This is a genomic window from Methylobacterium sp. E-041, from assembly GCF_022829665.1.
Classification (GTDB): domain Bacteria; phylum Pseudomonadota; class Alphaproteobacteria; order Rhizobiales; family Beijerinckiaceae; genus Methylobacterium.
Map to the genome: position 1 here is coordinate 1 of NZ_JAKSYQ010000300.1, position 19712 is coordinate 19712.

The 19712-nt window shown below is 65.8% G+C and carries 14 protein-coding genes and 2 pseudogenes; 12 read left to right on the top strand and 4 right to left on the bottom strand.

Going from position 1 to position 19712, the window contains the following annotated elements; all coding sequences use genetic code 11:
• Positions 1 to 838: 838 nt before the first annotated feature.
• Positions 839 to 1881, bottom strand: a pseudogene (locus MKK70_RS29270) (IS110 family transposase).
• 72 nt (positions 1882 to 1953) lie between these two features.
• On the opposite strand from MKK70_RS29270, the pseudogene MKK70_RS29275 reads away from it, so the two are divergent.
• Positions 1954 to 2814: pseudogene (locus MKK70_RS29275) on the top strand (integrase core domain-containing protein); the annotation flags it as partial.
• A 277-nt stretch (positions 2815 to 3091) separates the two neighbouring features.
• On the opposite strand, the gene MKK70_RS29280 reads toward MKK70_RS29275, so the two are convergent.
• On the bottom strand, positions 3092 to 4093 hold the full coding sequence (locus tag MKK70_RS29280; protein WP_243951514.1) for a hypothetical protein: 1002 nt from the start codon (positions 4091 to 4093) through the stop codon (positions 3092 to 3094).
• The gene (locus MKK70_RS29285) at positions 4074 to 7286 is read right to left on the bottom strand and encodes a glycosyltransferase (protein WP_243951516.1); all 3213 of its coding nucleotides are present in this window, start codon (positions 7284 to 7286) and stop codon (positions 4074 to 4076) included. The genes MKK70_RS29280 and MKK70_RS29285 overlap by 20 nt, the downstream gene beginning before the upstream one ends.
• Before the next feature lie 269 nt (positions 7287 to 7555).
• On the opposite strand from MKK70_RS29285, the gene MKK70_RS29290 reads away from it, so the two are divergent.
• From MKK70_RS29290 to MKK70_RS29340, 11 genes are all read left to right on the top strand, one after another.
• Positions 7556 to 9067 carry a type II and III secretion system protein family protein gene (locus MKK70_RS29290; protein ID WP_243951517.1) on the top strand — a complete coding sequence of 504 codons (1512 nt, stop codon included), beginning with the start codon at positions 7556 to 7558 and terminating at the stop codon, positions 9065 to 9067.
• 525 nt (positions 9068 to 9592) lie between these two features.
• Positions 9593 to 10036 carry a prepilin peptidase gene (locus MKK70_RS29295; RefSeq protein WP_243951519.1) on the top strand — a complete coding sequence of 148 codons (444 nt, stop codon included), beginning with the start codon at positions 9593 to 9595 and terminating at the stop codon, positions 10034 to 10036.
• A 168-nt stretch (positions 10037 to 10204) separates the two neighbouring features.
• Positions 10205 to 10396, top strand: coding sequence for a Flp family type IVb pilin (locus MKK70_RS29300; RefSeq protein WP_279603851.1), 192 nt, complete (start codon positions 10205 to 10207; stop codon positions 10394 to 10396).
• Positions 10393 to 11364 (top strand): Flp pilus assembly protein CpaB, encoded by a 972-nt coding sequence (gene cpaB / locus MKK70_RS29305; RefSeq protein ID WP_243951522.1) that lies wholly within the window; start codon positions 10393 to 10395, stop codon positions 11362 to 11364. Before MKK70_RS29300 ends, cpaB begins: the two co-directional genes overlap by 4 nt.
• Positions 11365 to 11457: 93 nt before the next feature.
• A complete protein-coding gene (locus MKK70_RS29310; protein ID WP_243951524.1) occupies positions 11458 to 12672 on the top strand; it encodes a CpaE family protein in 1215 nt (404 codons plus the stop codon).
• Positions 12669 to 14078: a CpaF family protein gene (locus MKK70_RS29315; RefSeq protein WP_243951526.1), complete on the top strand. Its 1410-nt coding sequence runs from the start codon at positions 12669 to 12671 to the stop codon at positions 14076 to 14078. The genes MKK70_RS29310 and MKK70_RS29315 overlap by 4 nt, the downstream gene beginning before the upstream one ends.
• 19 nt (positions 14079 to 14097) lie before the next feature.
• The gene (locus tag MKK70_RS29320; protein ID WP_243951528.1) at positions 14098 to 15024 is read left to right on the top strand and encodes a type II secretion system F family protein; all 927 of its coding nucleotides are present in this window, start codon (positions 14098 to 14100) and stop codon (positions 15022 to 15024) included.
• Between the two features lie 34 nt (positions 15025 to 15058).
• Entirely contained in the window at positions 15059 to 15952 is an 894-nt protein-coding gene (locus MKK70_RS29325) for a type II secretion system F family protein (protein ID WP_243951529.1), read from the top strand.
• Between the two features lie 8 nt (positions 15953 to 15960).
• Positions 15961 to 16407 carry a TadE/TadG family type IV pilus assembly protein gene (locus tag MKK70_RS29330; protein ID WP_243951531.1) on the top strand — a complete coding sequence of 149 codons (447 nt, stop codon included), beginning with the start codon at positions 15961 to 15963 and terminating at the stop codon, positions 16405 to 16407.
• Positions 16397 to 17017, top strand: coding sequence for a TadE/TadG family type IV pilus assembly protein (locus tag MKK70_RS29335; protein WP_243951533.1), 621 nt, complete (start codon positions 16397 to 16399; stop codon positions 17015 to 17017). Before MKK70_RS29330 ends, MKK70_RS29335 begins: the two co-directional genes overlap by 11 nt.
• Positions 17014 to 18504 carry a TadE/TadG family type IV pilus assembly protein gene (locus tag MKK70_RS29340; protein ID WP_243951535.1) on the top strand — a complete coding sequence of 497 codons (1491 nt, stop codon included), beginning with the start codon at positions 17014 to 17016 and terminating at the stop codon, positions 18502 to 18504. The genes MKK70_RS29335 and MKK70_RS29340 overlap by 4 nt, the downstream gene beginning before the upstream one ends.
• Before the next feature lie 256 nt (positions 18505 to 18760).
• Here MKK70_RS29340 and MKK70_RS29345 read toward each other — a convergent pair whose 3' ends face one another.
• A complete protein-coding gene (locus MKK70_RS29345; RefSeq protein WP_243951537.1) occupies positions 18761 to 19675 on the bottom strand; it encodes a ferritin-like domain-containing protein in 915 nt (304 codons plus the stop codon).
• Positions 19676 to 19712 lie beyond the last annotated feature (37 nt).

The window sequence follows — 19712 nt, forward strand, 5'->3', positions numbered from 1 at the left end:
GGCCGCCACCGGGATCTCCGACGGGCGCATCCGGTCCGGTGCGACCCGGACCTCGAACGGCACCCGCGCGTGCCGGCGCAGGTCGTCCACCACGCTGGCGATGCTGCGCGGCCGCCCCGAGGCGACGTTGAACACCGACCCACCCGCGATGTCCAGGCCTCGCCCGATCAGATCGACATGGGCCCTCACCACGTCGCTGACCGGCAGGAAGTCGCGCTCTGCCGCTGACCTGACAGGCTGGCTCTGGACCGTGCTGATTGAGAGGATTAGCTTGGATCAGAGGAGTTGGGGACGAAGCGAGGACAGAGGTCAAATGTGGAGTAGGTCGTGCTGATGTTGCGCCAGCTCGTGGCGCAGACGGCCCAGGGTAAGAGTAACGTCGTCGCACGTAAGAAAGCCGATGTTTTTCAGCAGGTTTAGCGCCGCTTACGTTAAGAGAATGGCGGTCTGAAGACCGACCTAGCTTAGAAGATGAAAGCGCTGAAGTGCAATGACGCTCAATTGCGATGGCTAGTAGCCGACATGTTCTTGGAGAGACAATTTCTGGCGGACGTCACCTCGGGAAGAATGTGCTTTATACGGGGTTCATCGTTCAGCGCCCTTTCGTGCGCATTCCAGTTCGGCGCGTGAACAGTCCTGTGAAGTTCTTGCTTCTTTCCAAGATCGGCGTGGGCCGCCATCATGATGGGATCCGAGGGAGTGGTCGGAACTATTCTCGAGCCGCGCGCTCGACCGAACCGTCGCTCGAGTTTCCTCGGTCTCATCCGCTCCCGTTGCCCGACAGGAACCTCCCCCACGCCGGAGGAACTCGATGTTGCGTTATGCTGGTGTGCGGGCCTCAGGTCGCCATAACGGTCGCGACCGACCAGCGGAAGTCCGTCTCGTCGCGCCACATGCGGTGAAGCACGATCGCCAGCTTGCAGGCGACGGCCGCGAGCGCCTTCTGCATGCCCCAGCGCTTAGCGACGGCCAGCCTCCAGGCCTTGAGCGAGGACCACCGGCCGCGCCGGCTGGTCAGCAGCACGAGCGCGGCCTCAAACGGCGCGGCACGCATCATCATGTCCCCGCATTTCAAGATCCATCCGATCCGCATCGTCTCACCGGATTGGTAGAGCCGCGATGTCACACCGCGATGCGCCCCGACGGATCGCGAGCGTCCGAGCCGAGCCGGATCGTCGACGCAGGTGCGGTCGGTCAACGCCACGATCGGCCCGATGCCAGGCGCGGTCATCAGCCGCCCGCAGATCGGATCGGTACGGACCTTGGTCAAACAGCATCTTGTACAGCTTTGCGAACTAGGTCCGCAGCGCCGAGCGTGCCTCCAGTAGCAGCAGGACCACGGCCGCGACGAACGGCAGATCGAGCACGAGGTCGCGCACGCGCTGCTCGAACCCGGCGGCCCCCACGACGCCGACCTTGAGGCCGAAGTTACGCAACTGGCCGCGCAGGTCTCTCTCGATGTCGTAGGCCTTGCGCTGCAGGGGCTTGCGCGAGGTCAGGGACAGGTGGCGTTGCTGGCTGGCCGAGGTCTCGACGTGGACCGGCTTGAACAGGCCGAGCAGCATCACCTGGCCGATGCCCATGGCGTCGTTGCGGTCGATCTTGTTGATGCGCGCCGAGAGGGCGGCATCATATGGCGGGTCTCGACGCTGATCGCCGGGAGCCCGGCCACGACCAGGCTGGCGTAGAGCCAAGGCGAGAGCGGCCCCGCCTCCAGGCCGACACGCCCGTAGCTGTGCCCGAGGTCGACGAGATGCTGGCTAATAACCTCGGGATGGCTCTCGACGGTGGCGCGGTGAACGCCCTGCCGTGGGAATCGACGATGCAGATCGCGGTCCCCTTCACGGCAACATCGAGGCCGACGTGGTGCTGCTGGTCCATGGCAGGGCTCCGAGGTTGGTTCGGAGCACTATCATGCCGCTTCCACAGCGCGATGCACCCGGAATACTCCATCTAGCCCCCGAGCGACGCCGGCAGGCGGTCAACGGCATCCGGAAGAAGTACGGCCTCTGGAAGCGTCACGCCTGCCGAATTGTCGGCCAGCATCGGGGTACGCAGCGCTAAGTGCCCACCGTGCCGGCCGACGAGGATAAGTTGACCCGCGCCATCATCGCCCTGGTGTCCGAGTACGGGCGCGACAGTTACCGTCGCGTCACGGCACTACTGCAGGCAGCCGGTTGGCAAGTGGGCAAGGACCGATTTCAGCGCATCTGGCGTCGAGAGGGGCTGAAGGTCCCCAGTCGATAGCGGCCCCGCATCCGCCTATGGTTGAACGACGGCTCATACGTGCGGCTGCGACTGCTCTACCGCCACCACATCTGGAGCTTCGACTTCGTACAGGCGCAAACGCACGACGGCCGGAGCCTGCGCATCCTGACGCTGATTGATGAACACACAGCCAGGCTTGTCTCGCGCTAAAGGTCGCACGGCGGATCGACAGCCTGGGCGTGATTGAGGCCCTAGCCGACGCGATGTGCCTCCACGGCATCCCAGAGCACATCCGCTACGACAACGGGCCGGAACTGAAACACCGCGCAGCGAGATGATCTCGAAGGTGCTGGGTAAATGGGTTGCCAAAGCCGGTTCTGAAATCAAGTACATTTCCCAGCCCCCCTGGGAGAACGACTACCGCGAGCTTTGACGGCAAGCTGAAGGACAAGTGCCTACGCTGAAAGATTCTTTCTCTGCCCAGGGCGCAGATCGTAATGGAACCTAGCAGAACCCCTACAACTGTGTTCGGCCGCACTCTTCCCTTGGGACCTCCCGCCCACGCCTGTCACCGTCCCGGATCTGGCCTTCCGACTACCTATGGCGCTGCCATGCAGTGTTCTCTTAACTGACTCGGTCCAGAATACCAGCAAGATCAGACTTCTCGGCATCGGCCGTACCTTAAGCTTTAGGGGATCCGCTGGGATATCCCAGCGCACAGCTGTCGTCTGGACCGTCGCGGCGCCGCGCCGGTGCCGCCGGCGGACAAGGCAGAGGCTGCTGTGTTTCCACCCCGGATAACCAAGCATCGCATTGAGTGGCAGTGCCCGTCAGGTCATAAGGCGATCCGAGCCGTTCGGTGCGCGCTCCGGTCCAACGGCGCTTATCCGAGCGGTCTGCCGAACTCAGCTTCAAGGAATGCGTCGAGGGCGGACTCGCGGATTGAGGGCGCCTCGAACGCCAGGGCCGCGAGATTCGAGAGCAGCTCGGCGAAGCGGTTGACGCGGCCGTGGGCGATCACGTGCGTGTTCGCATTCACGACGAAGATCGACAGATCCCGAATATCGGCCATCCGCACCATGTGAAGGTAATCGCCCCACCAGTGAGCGGTCGCCGGATTGTCAACTTCGCCCGCGGCTATGACGAGGGCGCGCATTGATTTCGGATCGGGATGTCGGGTGAGCCGCTCGCGCAGGTCGATCAGCCCCTCGGGCGTCGAGAGCGCCCGGATACCAACGAAGCGGATTCGCGCCTTCGTAGCGGCATCCGAGAACGTCTGTGGTGCGCAGGCGATGACCGTGGCCGACGGCAGGTGGATGCTCGCTGCGAGCGCCGCGTAGGCCCCCGACGATTGCCCGAACAGCAGAGCCCGGGCTTCGCCGACCTCGGGGACAAGGACGGCCCGGCAGAAGGTGTCGAGCTCGGGAAGACGTTCCGACCCCTGGTACCACCAGCTTACGGTGTCCTGAACGTAGACGACTGGACCACGCAGCGCACGGGCCGCCGCTAACATGAAGAACCGCTCGAGGTTGCCCGCGAAGATGATAGTAACGCACGCATGGGTCCCCGGCGGGCGGAACACGACGCATCCGACCTGATCCGCGACGGCATTCAGCTCGCCGATCAGCGCTCGTATGCCCTCCGCATTAAGGTCGGCGAGGCAGAGATCGCGCCGCTCGATGCGCACGGTCGAAAGCGGCGCCGGTTCCGCCTGTGCGGGCAAGCTCGCGACGAGGCTTGGCTCGGAAGACAGCGAGTGGCTCCTCCCGAGGATGCGGCCGAAAAGAGCTCCAAGCCGTGACGGCATCAGCGCTGCGATCGCCGCGCGGAACGCATCGCTGGATGCGACAGCTTCGTCGACCCGATCAATACCACGGCCCGACATCCTCCTCGGCGCAGTCGGCCTCCATCACTTCCGCCATTCGCGCCAGCGGCACTTCCCAGGGCTCGATCCTGGCCTGTCGCGCGGTCGCCGCCTCGTCCCAGGCCGCGTAGTGCTCGGCGATCAGGGCACAGAGGCGTGGGGTAGTGGAAGCCGTATCGATCCCGAACTCACGATGAGCGGGTATATCGGAGGCTACCACCGGAAGTCCCATCGCCAACGCCTGCCCGATACCGAGATTGTAGCCTTCCCACTGCGATAGGCTGAGGTAGAGATCGCTCGCCGCGTAGAGCTCGGCCAACTCGACATCGGTCACGTTAGCGAAGGGCGTCAATCCGCCTGCTTTCACGTGGGCAATGTCACGATGGTCGCCCCTCCCCGCTTGCGCGAACACCCCCATCTCGGCCAGGTCGGGGACGATGAACGGCAGGTCGTCCAAGAGTTTGATGTAGGCATCGATCCCTTTGTAGCGCCGCTCCTCCGCACCGAAACGGCAGACGTTGAGCACGACGAAGCGGCCGGCGAAGCCGAATTTCGCGCGCAGATCTGCCCGCCGCCGCGCCCAGTCCGGCGTCCATGACGACAGGTGTGAGTTGCCGTTGCGTAGCACGACGGCGTCACGGCGAAACTGTTGGTCGCGGATCGCCCGGGAAATCACGAAGGTTCGGCGTGCCAGGGGAGCGACGAAGCGTTTCTCCCAATCGACGTCCTCGCGTTGGATCCGATCGGTGACGAACAGTTCGGGCGGCGGCTCGCCGTGGTCATACAGGTAGACCAGCGGTCGCCGTCCTAGGAAGCGCGTTACTGAGAAGAAGGGTGGCGTATGGGCGATGATACAATCGACGCCGTCCTCCACGGCGAGCGCGGCCGCGTCCATAGAGGTCCAGATCGCGACCCGGCGGCATCCCGGATAGGGACGGTCCCGACGCGTGGTCGGGCCGCCGACGATGACCTCCCAGTTGAGCCCGACCAGGAACGCGGCCTGCTGCGCCACCACCTCGGCGACGCCGTGGCCGATCCCATGAACGGACGACAGGATGAGCGCCCTGCGCGCGCCCGGCTTCGACCGCCGCCACGGCCGTACGACCCGCGGTGGGACCGCAAGGTGGCCGACGTTCTGGAGCGACAGGTTCGGGCTGTAGGAAGGGTCGTCGCGGAACAGCGCCCCGTAGCGTTCGCGCACGTAGGTTGCCTCGCGACGCTGGCGCGCCAGCTTGTCGCGGGAGTCGTCGAACCCGCGCGATTTCGACTCATGGTGGATCAGGAGCGGCTCGGCGATGTAGAGGTTTCGATACCCGACCTCGTGGGCGCGCACGCAAAGCGCCGTGTCGTTGAACGCCACGCCCAGTCGTTCATCGAAGCCGCCGAGCTCCTCGAACACCGCCGCGCGGATCGCGAGGCATGCACCCGTCACGGCGACCATCTCGCGCGTGACGTCGCGCTGGGCCGCCCGGTCCGCCTTGACGCCGACCAGGCGGTGACCGCCAACGCCTTGGATTCCTAAGATGACGCCACCGTGTTGCACCGTCCGATCCGGGTAGAGCAGCTGCGCTCCGACCGCGCCGATTTCATGCCGGGCAGCTTGGTGGGCGAGCTTGTCCAGCCAGTCGGGTTGCAGAATCGTGGTATCGTTGTTCAGAAAGACCAAAATCTCGCTTTCAGACCCAGCTGCGCCATCATTACAGATCTTGGCGAAATTGAACGGCCCCGGCGATGATAAGACGGTACAGCAAGGACGGGCTGCGAAAGCGTTGAGGTAGGCGAGCGCTGCGGCGTCCTTGGAATCGTTGTCGACCACCACGACCCGCATCCGGTCGCGGGGATAGGTCGTATGCTCGAAGAGGCTATCGAGGCAGGCTTCCAGGAACTCGAGCCGGTCGCGGGTCGGAATGACAATCCTCACCGGAGGCCAGGTCTTCTCCGTCGACGAGTTCGGATGGAGCGCCGATGCCGGCAGGCCACGCGTGGCGACGGGCTCGTAGACGCCCTCCTCCCCGTCTTCCGAAACGGCCCGATCGAGTAGGCTGTAGAGCGGCATCGGCACCCGCATCACGCGCGTCGCGGGCAGGCCGAGCAGGAGGCGGCCCCAAGCCGCCGAGGGATCGGCCGTCGTAAATGCCTGGGTCGCACGAGCACGGGTCTCTGCCGTGAGCGTCAGGGCGACGACCGGCCCAGCATAGGGGAGCCGTGCCATGAAGTCTGGGGCCATCGCCGGTTTGAAGACCGGATGGCTGTGGACGCCCGCATCGTCGATCCTGTCATGATCGCTGTAGGCCGCCAGCATCCCGAAGCTTTCGAGGGCGCGGGCAAGGACATACGAGGCCTGTGGGCGCAAACGCGCGCCGCTCCCGATGAGGATCAACACGGTGCCGTCAGCGAGGCCGGCGAGCGTCGTGCCTGGCTCACCGCCCACGAGGCGTGGCTCGGCGCCGACCTGAGCGGCGAGGGCCGCCTGCACCGCGTCGGTGTCGGCGTCGTTTGGCGAAACGTACCACGCGATAGCCGGCAGGGGCCGAACCGCTGCGTCCGCGGCGATGCGCGCCTCATCCGCCACACTCAAAGCCTGGAAGCGTTGGACCCATCGCTCGTATTTCGGCAGGCCGGTGGCGGTGTAGCCGGCCGCGCGGCCGATCCGCAAGAAATGCTCCAAGGGGGAGAGGCCCAACGCCAGGAACGACGGATGGCTCTCCGCATAGAAGGCAGTTTCGAAGCCCGGGCCGGGATCGCGCCACTCGCGCATCCCGTGGTCCAGCAGATGCGAGATCGGATCCAGGCCGACGCGCACGAGGTCGGGGTTCCGGGCTTTGTACCATTTGGCATCGAACAAGCCGCTGCGTTCCAAGAGGAAGCGCAGTGATCCAATGTCTCTGGCAAGCCAGAGACCTGGCTCCTCGATGTGCTCGCTGCCGAGGACGTGTAGGAATGTCGGGACCGTGAGCTTTCCCGCCTCGGGGAAGACGTCTAGATATGCACGTGTATCGAAATTCGGACCCGGATCGCGATGCTCATAGATGCCGTACTGGCAAAAATGAACGAGCGGCCCCTTTCGGAAGGAGCGAATTTCCGGGTAGCGCAGCAGGTAGAACTCAGGGTCGAAGAAGCCGGAAGCTTGCACGGCATCGAAGACCGCTGCTTCGGTCTCGCTACTTGGTATATGATCCAGGGTCTTGGCGGATCTTTTACGAAAGAAGCGCATGAGAACGGGATTTCCATGTGTGGCGCCCGTAGGCGGACTTAATTCCGGCCGTGCATTTATACCCTGCGCCTACGTTGGACGGGGCGACTAATCACAAGTCTGGAGAGACGGCAACAAAGGTCGTTGAAAAGCCATCAAAAGGCAAAGCGTGTCGCCCTAGCCTCACCGGACGAGCAATCGCGTGCGGGGCTCCGTCAGCGGCTAGGTTTGCGCCCGGACACTCGTTAACGTCCGGTTAAAGCATGCGATGCGTTCTCGAGGTAGCAGCCGTGGCCGAACGGACCGTAGACCTTCTCGGACATCACCGACGGGCGATTGGCGCCCTGGCCTGCCTTGCGGCGGTCGCGCTGATGGTCGCCGCACCGGCCGTGGCTCAGGTTCGAACGCTTCCGCGCTCCGGCGGCAACACCGTCCTGAGCCGGCTCAAGCTGACCGTCAACAAATCCCAGACCATTAAGGTCGACAGCATATTCGCAGACGTTCTAGTCGGGTCGTCGGAGATTGCCGACGTCGTGCCGATCAGCGATCGGACGATCTACCTGTTGGGAAAGAAGACCGGCACGACCAACGTATCGCTGATCGATGCCGAGAAACGGCTCGTTGGCCTCCTCGACATCGAGGTGCGTCCCGACGTCGAAGCGATCACCTCGCAGGTCCGGCAGAGCACCGGCCAGGGTAGCCTGACCGTGGGCAGCCAGGGTGATCGTCTGATCCTGGGCGGCGTCGCATCCGATGGGCCCGCCGTCGACCGCGCGATGCAGGTTGCCCCCCCGGGCACCATCAACCTAACTAGGGTCAAATCCCCGCAGCAGGTGATGCTCAAGGTCCGCTTCGTGGAGGTGAACCGTACGGCAGGGCGAGAGATCGGCGCGCGCTTCGAGTTCGGCGGCCCGCGGACGCTGGCCGCGGTCGGCAATTTCGGTGGCGTGAACCAGGCGACAAGCACTCAGAACCCGGGCACTGGGCTCCTGTCAGGGCTCGTCGGTACGGCGGTCAGCGCCGCGACCACCGGCGGCGTGCCGTTCGGAACCTTAGTACAGTCGTTCGGCGGCTCGTCGCGCCAGCTCGACGTGTTCATCAGCGCCCTAGAGACCAAAGGCCTTCTGCGGCGATTGGCCGAGCCGAACCTCATCGCGCAGTCCGGAGAACGGGCCGAGTTCCTCGCCGGCGGCGAGATCCCGATACCGATCGCCAATCAGACATTCAACGGCTCGCCGCAGATCACGGTCTCCTACAAGGAGTTCGGCGTGAGGCTCGCCTTCACCCCAACGGTGTTGCGCAACGGCCAGATCAACCTCCAACTCGAGCCGGAGGTTAGCCAGATCGACCCGACGCTCGCTGTCGGCGTCGGCGGCGGCGTCTCCGTGCCGGGTCTGACCAAGCGCCGGGCGCGCACCAGCGTCGAGTTGCGCGACGGGCAGAGCTTCGCGATCGCCGGATTACTCCAGACCCAGTCGACACGCACCATCGAGCAGTTGCCGTGGCTCGGCTCAGTGCCGGTGCTGGGGGCGCTGTTCCGCAGCCCGTCCTTCCAGGACAGCGAGACGGAGCTGGTCGTCATTGTGACGCCGGCGCTCGTGAACCCGGCCAAACCAGGCCAGGTGCTCGCCTCGCCGCTCGACACGACGCTGCCGGCCAACGACGTCGACTTGTTCGTCAACGGTAAGATGGAAATTGCCCGGGACACGCGTACCTTCGTGACGTCGCGTGGTGGCGCTATCGGACCGCACGGGCACATTGTCCCGGCCCCCGAGGCCGGGTCGCAAATCCTGGTGCGTTGATGGCGACGATGCCCCGGCCCCATCCGGCGCGATGTCTCACCGCCGCCCTCGTCTGCGTGCTGACGGCAGGATGCCAAGACGCTTATCTGGCCCGCCGCGACACGCTCACACTCGGCTCGGGCGAGGCCGTCCAAGCCAACATCGCCAAGCACGTCATCAACCCTTGGCCGGCTCACGCCCAGCAATATGATCGGGACGCGAGTGGCGAGCGCGCTCAGCACGCGATCGAACGCTACCGCAACCCGGGCTCGGGACCGGGCGCGGGCGCGGGCGTGGGCGCGAGCGCGCTTCCGCCTCCGGTACCCGTAGGGTCGTCCAACGCACCGCCAATCGGAGGGTCCGGTTTCCGGTAGGGCGCCTGCGATGCGAGGATGTTTGACAGATCAAGGGAACGGGGGCGGGCTCAAGGCGGCACCTGCGCCGGAAGGGCGGGCGCCCTATTCTATGCGCGCCGACCCGCCGACGGCGAGCTCGCACGACCGCGTGATCCGCTGATCCATGGGGTGCGATAGAGGCTTCGGCCCGGTGCTGATCGACCTGGCCATTGCCGCCGTCCTAGTTTGGGCAGCGACCGAGGACCTGCGGCGGTTCCGCATCCCGAACCGCGCCGTCGCGCTTCTCGCGGGCGGCTTTCTCGGCGCCTCTCTCCTGCAGGGCCATGTGGGGCTGCTCCTTGTCCACGTCACCTTCGCCGCCTGCGGTTTCGCCCTGCTGATCGGTGCGTTCGCGGCTCGGATGATCGGCGGCGGCGATGCGAAGCTGCTCGGCGTCGCGCTTCTCTGGCTCGGACCGGAAAGCGCCCTCACTTTCGCCATCCTGCTGCTTTGCGCCGTGCTGCTCTACACCGCGGGAGCACGCTTCGGACTCGTGCCGTCACGGACGACGAACGGGCGAACGCGCATCCCCTTCGGCCCTTGCATCGCTGCCGCATGGCTAGTTGTGATGGGACTGCAGCGTGCCTTGTTATAGTTCCTCACGAGGGAGAGCGGCCTCCTTGTTCGGACCTTCGGGCCACGTACGGGCATGTAATTGACTCGCTCGAAGGGTTAAGCAATCGTGAATCCACTCGGGCCTTATTCTCGTAGGATGAGGCGAACGGCGGGCGTCGCAGCCGAGCAAGGGTAGGATGAATTGGGTATGCGTTCCTTCGTGAGAGATTTCCTGCGGGATGAGGGCGGTGCAGCCATGGTGGAGTACGCTCTCCTCGTGGCGCTGATCGCGCTGGTGGCCATCGTCGGCGTCTCCGCCACGGGGACCAGCATCAACGCCCAGTTCGCTAAGATTAGTTGCAAGATCTCGAACCCATCCGCCCCATGTGAGCAGCCGTGAGACTCTCCCCCAGGATCACGCTGCTGATCGCTCTGGTTTTCGGGCTGCTAGCCGCCTTCCTGGCGCATGGACTTATCCAGGGGCGTCCTGCAGTGGTCGGCCGCACTATCGTCGTCGCCCGCGGACCAATCGCTGCAGGCGCCGTTCTGACTCCTGAGAACCTTCGCGAGGTGGCATGGCATGCGGCCGATCCGCTGGACGGATCCTTCGCGCATGTCGGTGACTTAGTGCGCGACGGGCGCCGCCTCGCCCTCGCGAGCATTCAGCGCAACGAGCCGATCCTCGCGCCCCGTGTTACGGCACCTAACCAGCGCGCAACGCTGTCCACCCAACTCGATGAAGGCATGCGCGCCGTCACAGTCCGCGTCGACGAGGTGCGGGGCGTCGCGGGCTTCGTCCTGCCCGGCGACCGCGTCGACGTGATCCTGACCCGCGGCGAGAACGGGGGCCTGGACTCGGCAGCCTTCGCCGACGTGCTTCTTCAGAACGCCAAGGTACTCGCAGTCGACCAGATCGCCACAGAAGGCCAGGATAAACCGACGGTGGCGCGAGCCGTCACCCTGGAGTTGACGCCCCAGCACGCTCAGAAGGTGGTGCTCGCGCAGGGCATCGGGCGGTTGTCCCTGGTCCTGCGCCAAGCCAACGAGGCCGACGACAGGCCGAGCATCCGCGTCACGGCGAGCGACCTCGGTTCGGGCGAAACGATCGAGCGCGACCGCATCGCCGAGCTGGAGAAGCGCCTCGAGTCGATGCGAAAGGCCGACGACGAAGCGCGCGCCGAAGCCGACCGGAAGGCGGCACAACGTCTGTCGGAGATGGAAGCGCGGATGCGGGAGCTCAATCGTCCCTCGGCCATGGCGTCAATGGGGCCTCCTGCTGCCGCCAAAGCGCTGCCGTCCGGATCGGTGATCAATGTCATCCGGAATGGTTCGAAGACTGAATCCTACACGGTTGCCGCGGAGCGGTGATCAGCGGCCGGCGATCGGGCTGATCGCCGACCCGGCGCTGGCGACAGGCCGCGGCGCCTATCGTGAGAACGGACAACAGGTACAGGTCTTCCAGTGCGATGCTTCATCGTTGGTGCGGATTCGCAAGGCGCCGCGCGGCTCGGCTCGGTTGCCGCCGATCTCGGCTTCACCGTGTCGACGGTCGCCGCGATGGATGCGCTTAGGATCGACAAGCAGTTCCTGGCGACGCCGCGGGCGCTCGTCCTGTTGGCCGATTCCTCCCTCGCGTTCGATGCCGCAGACTTCGCCGTGCAGGCAGCCGGGCAAGCCTTCGTGGTCCTCGTCGCCGACACCGTCGTGCCGGAGGCCTACAAGGCCTTGGTGCGCTCCGGCTCAGGCGAATGGATCCAGTGGGGAAGCTGCGAGGCGGAGCTTGCGGAGGTGGCGCTCAGCTTTTCCGCGCCCGCTCACAGCGACGGAGGCGCACGGGTCGTCAGCTTCCTGCCGAGCAAGGGCGGGGTCGGCAACACGACCTTGGTGATCGAGGCGGCGGTTCACTTGTCCAACCGGCTCGCCAACTCTCGTCGGGGAGGCGGACGCGTCGCCGTCCTCGACCTTAACCTTCAGGGAGGCACGCTGGCCGACTGCCTCGATGTTGAGCCCCGCTTCGACATCGCCGAGATCATAGGACGCCCTGAGCGCCTGGACGAGCAACTCATCGAAGTCTTCACCAGCCGCTACGCGAACCGCCTTGACATCTTCGCGAGCCCGATGCGCGCCTCGGCCGCCGAAGAGGTCGGACCGGGCCTCATTTTTACGTTCATCGACGCGATCAGCGCTCGCTACGACGCGATCCTTCTCGACTTGCCCGAGACCTGGCTCGCGTGGACCGACACGTTGATCCAGGGCTCGGACGCCGTCGTCGTAACTGGGACCACCACCGTGCCGGCCCTCCGCCGCCTATCCCTTCGGCTGGCGCATGTCGCCGGGTTGGGTGTTCCCGAGGGCAAGCGCGCCGTGGCAGTCAACCAGGTCTGCACTGACCTCTTCGGACGGTTTAAGCGCCGTCCCGAAATCGAGCGGGTACTTGACGGGCATCGCCTCTTCTTCGTGCGCCGTGACGGCTCTGCCCTCGAAGACGCCTCCGATTCCGGGCGCCCGCTGCTCGAGTCGGCCCCCGACAGCCGCGTCGGTCGCGACATTCGTCGCCTCGCGACCTGGATCGAGGGACTCGTCGCTGGCTCGGCCGCCGCCGCGAAGGGCGGCGAGGCCGACGCTCGGGAAACCGATCTCCGCAAGGCGCTCGGCCGGCAGGGGGGCGCCGCATGAAACCGGGTTTCTCCGACCGCTGGCGCGAGGCACCCGGCCGACCGGCTACCAACGAGACGACACCGGAACCGGCTCCGGCCGCGATCGCGCCCCGTGCTATCCTGCCTGACGCTCCGCCGCTGACGTCGACGCCCGGGACGGCGCTGATCGATGCTAAGGTCCGGCTCCACGGGCGCATCATCGACGAGTTCAACCTTGCACTGATCGACAAGCTGTCCGCGAGCGATCTCGCCCGGCAGGTGGTCCGCTACGTTGCGGACTATGCGACCCAGGAGCGGCTTACGCTCAATCAGCGCGAGTTGGAGGCCTTCGCCGCCGACATCGTTGACGAGATGATCGGCCTGGGACCGATTGAACCCCTTTTGAAGGATCCGAGCGTCACTGACATCCTCATCAACGCGCACATGTCGGTTTACGTCGAGCGGGGCGGCCAACTTCAACTCAGTCCCGTCCGCTTCAAGGACGAGGCGCACCTCCTGCGTATCGTCAACAAGATGGTCGCCGCCGTTGGCCGCCGCGTCGACGAATCATCGCCGATGGTCGATGCGCGCTTGCCCGACGGCTCGCGCGTCAACGTCGCGATCCGTCCTGTAGCGGTGGACGGACCGCTGGTCTCGATCCGAAAGTTTTCCAAGAAGCCGATCTTGATGGAGCGGCTGGTCGAGCTCGGTGCGCTGCGTCCGGCGATCGCCGAGCTGCTGAAGGCGGCGGTGAAGGGCCGCGTTTCCCTCGTCGTCTCCGGCGGAACGGGCTCGGGCAAGACCACCATGCTCAACGCCCTGTCCTCCTACATCCCATCGACCGAGCGGCTCATCACCATCGAGGATGCGGCGGAGCTGCAATTGCAGCAGCCCCATGTGGCCCGCCTGGAGACTAGGCCGCCATCTGTCGAGGGGCGGGGCGAGATCCGTCAGCGCGAGCTTTTGAAGAACGCCTTGCGCATGAGACCCGACCGCATCATCCTCGGCGAGTGCCGCGGCGAGGAAGCGTTCGACATGCTCCAAGCGATGAACACGGGCCACGAGGGCTCGATGACTACGGTGCACGCCAACACGCCTCGCGATGCGATGTCGCGCATCGAACAGATGATCGGCATGGCCGCTGCTAACATGTCGGTGTCGTCGGTGCGCAGCCAGATCGCGTCGGGCATCACCCTCATCCTCCAGCTGCAGCGCATGACCGACGGCAAGCGTCGCGTCACCAGCGTTGCCGAAATCACCGGCATGGAGGGCGATGTCATCCAGATGCAGGAAATCTATACGTTCGCGCGCGAAGGTGTGGACGATCGCGGGGCCGTCGTCGGACAGTTCCGGGCCACCGGCGTGCGACCGAAGTTCCTGACCGAGCTCCGCGCGCAGGGCGTCGAGATGCCAGGGGCGTTTTTCGATCCCCGAGCAGCGCTGTAACGCCATGTCGGTCGGATCCTTGCTGATCTACCTCGCGGTCTTCGCCGGGGTGGCGTTCGCCGTCCAACAGGGCCAGATTGCTGCCTCGACTCTCCTCCAGGGACGGAGCGCGACCCGCAGGCGCCTCGATGCGCTCGCAGGCGACACTATGCCCGACGAGCCCGCGGCTCTCCGTCGCCGCGCCTCGCGGCTCGGCACGTCAGCACCGGCTCGGGCGTTAGCGCGCCTATTCCTGCAATCCGGGACGGCGATGACGCCAGCGGGTCTCGGCAGCCTCGTCGCCGGACTGGCAGTCGTGCTGTTCGTCGTCCTGCCGTTGCCTAGCGCCCCCTTGCGGCTGCTCGCGGCGCTGATCGCCGCCAGCAGCCTTGTGCTCGCCTGGCTGCGCGTGAAGCGCGCGCGGCGCATCGCCAGCTTCGGCGAGCAGTTGCCGGAAGTCCTCGACGTCATCACGCGCTCGTTGCGCGCCGGCCACCCTCTGCCCGTCTCGATGGCGTTGGTCGCCCGCGAGATGCCTGAGCCGGCCAAGAGCGAATTCGCGCTCGTGGTCGATGAAGTCAATTACGGGCGCAGCTTTACCGAAGCCCTCGAGAACCTCTACCAGCGCGTCGGCTATCCGGAGTTGCGCTTCGTCGTCGCCGCGGTCTCAATCGGGCATCAAACGGGCGGCAACCTGGGAGAGATCCTGGCTCGCCTCTCGCGCATGCTGCGCGACCGCTTCCGCCTGTCGCGCAAAGTCCGGGCCCTGTCGGCGGAAGGTCGGTTCAGCGGCTACGCCCTGAGCATCCTGCCCGTAGGGTTGTTCGCCCTAATTAACATCCTCAGCCCGGCGTACTATGCCGAGTTCTGGAAGAGCCCGTCCTCGAGCACGGTTCTGGCAATCAGCCTCGTCCTCCTGCTGATCGGCAACGCCGTGATTCTCCGGCTGGTGAACCTAAAGGTTTGAGCGCCGTGATCGCGTCTGCGTGGGCCGTAGCCCAGTGATCCTGCTCCTCATCACGATCCTGGTGTTCGCATCCGGAGCGCTTCTCGCCGCCACGGGGATTCGACTGGTTGGGCAGCGCGACCGCGTGCGCCGCCGCTACGGCGTCATCGCCACGGTCGACTTCCCCGACGGCGAGGAGACGCGTGGGCCATGGATCGACCCGGCCCGCCTTGGCTTTGATCCGGCGGCGCAACGGGTCCTCAGAGCCGAGCTGATCCGCGCTGGATACTTTGAGCCGTCCGCAGTGACGACCTTTGCTCTGTCCCGCATCGCCCTGCTCTCGTTCCTGCCGCTCGCCGGCTTTGCAGCCGGCGCCGTCCTATTGCCGGTCTTCGGCCTCATGGAACAGGCGGCGTTGACGTTAACGCTTCTCGCCGTCGCCTACTATCTGCCGCGCGCCTACCTGAGCCGCCGACAACGGATCCTGGAGGTGCGCTACCGCCAGACGTTCCCCGATTTCCTCGACATGCTCGTGGTGTGCATCAATGCAGGCTTGAGCCTGGAAGCGGCGCTGCAACGAGCAGCGCGGGAGCTCGGCCGTGGTGACACAGAGTTCCGCACCAATCTCGACCTCATGGCCGGGGAGATGCGCGCCGGCAAAAGCACGGGCGAAGCGTTGCGAACGCTCGCCGAACGCCTGTGCCTTCGCGAGGCGCGCTCGTTCGCGGCCCTGCTTCAACAGACGATCGAACTCGGCACCGACCTGACTCAGGCCCTTACCGTCTTCTCCGATGAGATGCGCGACAAGCGCATGGCGCGCGCTGAAGAGAAGGCCGCGGCGCTCCCACCGAAGCTGACGCTTCCGCTCGGCCTCTTCATCTTCCCCGTCGTGCTGATTGCCGTTCTAGCTCCGGCTGTGATGCGCATAATGCACGTTCTGGCTGGTTGACGGCCGCCATGCCCGCCACGACCACGACAAGTCAGAGGGCGCTCAACCAGTGCGAGGAGGGCGCGGCGATCCTCGAATTCGCTCTGGTGCTGCCTTTGCTGCTGGTGCTGCTCGCCGGCGGGTTCGAACTCGGCCGGGCGCTCCTCGTCCAGTCCGCCATCACGGAGGCGGTTCGCGGAGGGACGCGCTACCTCGCACGCGTACCGGACCCGACCTGCCGTTCTGTCTGCTCGGCCGGGGCGGCCCACGCGGTGGCGCTCGCGACCGATCAAATCGTCGAGAACACGCGCCTCGCGCTGTCCCAGGTGCGGGTCTATCCCCTCCCGGATCCGCCCTCAGGCACCGTGATGATGATGGCGGAAGTCGTATTGTCCGTCGACATGCTCGGCTGGGTCGGTCTAAGCCCGACGATGAGGCTGACGGCCATCCATCAGGAGGCTCGCGTTGCGGAATGACGCGCCGCAGGTCCTGATCGGCGAGGAGGGGGCCGCATTGATCGAGGCTGCGCTCGTCCTGCCTCTCATCCTGCTACTTGTGTTCGGTCTAATGGAGGTGAGCTTTTATGCCTGGAACCTGAATCTGGCAGCCAAGGCGGTCCAGCTCGGCGTCCGTCGCGCGATCGTGTCCGATCCCGTCGCCACCGGTCCCGGCCTGGTTCGCACGGAGAGTGCTGCCTACTGGCGGGACCTCCCGCCGGGCCTGCGCTGTCTGCCGGCGGGGCGGGATCCGAGCCCCTGCCCGACCTTCGCCGTGACGTGCGATCTTTCTACTGGCTGTACGTGCCACGGGAATGCCTGCGGCTTCACCCCGTCGGGCGGGCGGCTCGCGCCGATCCTCGCCGCGATGCGAGCCGTATTGCCGGGCATCCGCTCGGAGAACGTGCAGGTGAGCTACGCGACTAACGCTCTCGGCTATGTCGGCCGGCCGCCGCCCGTACCGGTGGACGTCACCATTCGTCTCATTGGCCTTGAGTACGAGTCCCTCATCCTCGGCGACCTGATCGGACGCCGCATCCCGTTGCGCGCTTCCGCGACGCTCCCCGGCGAGGACCTTACATCCCGGTGATCGCCGATCCGCCTCGATCTCGGCAGATGCTGCGGCGCGCGGCGACCGTCCGGCAGGACGAAGCCGGTTTCGTACTCGTCTTCTTCGCCATCTGCATCCCAGCCCTGCTCGGCCTCATTGGACTGGCCGTGGACGGAGCGCGGCTCCTGATACTCGACACGCAGGCCGCCGCGATAGCCGATGCTGCGGCGCTCGCCGCCGCAAACCGCCTCGATCGCTCCGCTGGCGCCATAGCGGCGGCGCGCGGCGCAGCGCTCGCGCTCGACAACCGCGTCACGCTGGCCAACCTAGGTGGCGGGCGGCGCCTCAGCCTGCGATTCGCCGCCAACCTCTCGGACCTCAAGGCCGGCGCGACGAGCCCCCTCGCCGAGACCGCTGGCACCTCCGCGGTCTATGCGGAGGCGACGACGTCGGAGGTCTCGCTCGATGCGAGCCTGCTCGCCCTACTGGGGGGCCGTTCAGCACGCGTGCGACGCCGCGCCATCGCTGAATCGCAGTACTACGCCTGCGATGTAACCCCCGCCGTCCTGTGTCAGCCTGACCCGGACGCCTTCGCGGCGACCGTACGCCCCGGACGGCAGTACCTCCTACGCATGGATGGCAACCGCGTGGCTGGATCGATCGCGCTCCTCGACCGCCCCGACCGCGTCGGGACGCGTCAGAGCTTGCAAGATTTGGCGGGCGACAGGCCCCAGTTCTGCTACGGCGACGGCGTCGTCCTGCGCACCAACGTCGCGCCCACTGAATACGACGACGCGCTCAACATCCGCTTCGACCGCTACTTCGGACGCGCCGGACCGGTGGCCCCCGACCTCGCCGTTTATCCTCCGGCACCGATCGTGGTGCAGGGGCGGCGCTATGAGACCTGCGCCTCGCCGATCAACGGCTACAGCACAGCGCCGCCGTTCGCCTTGCCGCGCGACAGCGCCTTCCAGGGCCTGAGGCTGTCCGCTCCCTGGGACCAAGGGGCGGGAGATTGGCGCACGGCCGGACCGGTCGGCAGCCTCGGGGCGCGCTCTGCGCTCGACGAGTACGTGTTTTGGAACCACGACAACAAGTCGCCGAACCTTCAGGCGCGGCTGCGAGATTCGCCGACCCGCTGGGATCTTTATCTGCAAGAACTCGGCCTCGACCGAAGCAGCGAGGGCAAGCCCGTCGATACCCGAAGCTACGGGTCCGCAACTGCGACGATCCCGAGTGGTGGGCCGGCGAGCAGTCCCCTACGCGAGCGCGCGGCGCCAATTTGTTATGCTGGAACGCTGCCGCCAACGCAGGCGCGGCGACGCATCCTCTACCTGTCGATCGCGGATTGCACGGCCTTCCCTAGCGCGGCCACCGCCGCAAACCTTTCGCGAAGGGTGGCCAAGGTCTTCGTCACCGAACCGTCGGATCTCGGCGCGACACTGGTCGAATTCGTTGGGCTGCTCACGCCCGCCCAGGACGACGGCAAGCTGCGCCACGTGGTGCAGCTTGTCGAAACGGACTGACATCCGCGGACTGAGCAGCACAGGACCGAGGTCAGGCATAGCTTACTGGGGTGCCGTCGGCGAACGCCGTGGCCGGATGCAAATTGGGAGGATCCACAAAGTCGCGGAACGCTGCGATCGCCCGCGGACGCTGAAGCCGCAGAGGCGGACGGACGACGAGCGGGACCGGTATAGCGGGAGCGACGCTGCACGACGAGAAGGGGGCAGCACCTGCGGCGGTGCTGCCCCCTTCTCGTTTGCGCCGGTCGGTTAAAAGCTACCGGATCGTGCCGTTCGTTCCGTTAGGGAAGAAACCGGTCGGCGTGCCGTTGGCGTTGAGGTAGGCCACCCGAAGCACTTGTTGCGGCGTGCGGGCGAAGACGAGGCCGTCGACATCTGTCGGTGTGATGTTGATCGTTGCGTTGTCGCCGATGCCCTGATCATCCGCCTGGGGGCCGTCGACCGCGTCGCGGGCGCCAGAAATTAGGCTGGCCTGCTGCAGAAGGTTGCGCGAGTACAGGAAGGTGCGAATGGCCCCAGCTTGGTACGATTCCGTTGCGAGGAAGCCGGAGGCGTTGGCGAGGAAGGTCTTGTTGCGGATCAGCGGCGCGGCACCAGCGAGAGCCGTGACGCAGACGTCCTCGAAGATGAAGGCCGCTTGGAGGAAGTTGTTCTCGTTGGCGTAGGGATCGAAGGTGTCGTTCGGCCCAATCAGCCCGGCCGAGCGGGCCGCCAAGGTGAAGGCGAAAGCTAAGTCGATCGCAGGACGCGCGATCGGCGTGCCGCCAAGGACGTTGGTAATCGTCGCACGGAGGCTATTAACGTGAGCCCGCTCGTCACGGGCGAGTTCGTTGGCGAAGTTAGCGATGTATTGCGTTGCGAAGGTGATTTGCCGACCGCCCGAGACAGGACCGAGCGTGCCGGACCCACTGACCTCAGCATCAGTCAAGCCGCGCCCGACGGAGGCCCGCAGGTAGAATTCGGCGCCGAGATACTCGAAGTTGAGAGCGAAGTTGGCGATGTCTAAGTCGCTCGGCGCAGCCTGCGCGGCGGCGGTCGTAGCGCTTCCACCAAGGATGGCGGCTCCGAGTCCAGCGAGGCCTAGGGCCTGTATGAAGCCACGTCGGCCCTGGGCGACACTGACCTCCGGACCGTCGGCCGGCCGGAAAACATCGTTGGCGAAGCGGGGCATGCTTTGAGTCATGATCGGAAATACCTCGTCCTGAATG

Bases quoted from the DNA above. Each gene is read 5' to 3' on its own strand.
- MKK70_RS29315 (WP_243951526.1), top strand. From the start codon at position 12,669: ATGAAACCGGGTTTCTCCGACCGCTGGCGCGAGGCACCCGGCCGACCG.
- MKK70_RS29285 (WP_243951516.1), bottom strand. From the start codon at position 7,286: ATGCGCTTCTTTCGTAAAAGATCCGCCAAGACCCTGGATCATATACCA.
- MKK70_RS29345 (WP_243951537.1), bottom strand. From the start codon at position 19,675: ATGCCCCGCTTCGCCAACGATGTTTTCCGGCCGGCCGACGGTCCGGAG.
- MKK70_RS29280 (WP_243951514.1), bottom strand. From the start codon at position 4,093: ATGTCGGGCCGTGGTATTGATCGGGTCGACGAAGCTGTCGCATCCAGC.
- MKK70_RS29300 (WP_279603851.1), top strand. From the start codon at position 10,205: ATGCGTTCCTTCGTGAGAGATTTCCTGCGGGATGAGGGCGGTGCAGCC.
- MKK70_RS29330 (WP_243951531.1), top strand. From the start codon at position 15,961: ATGCCCGCCACGACCACGACAAGTCAGAGGGCGCTCAACCAGTGCGAG.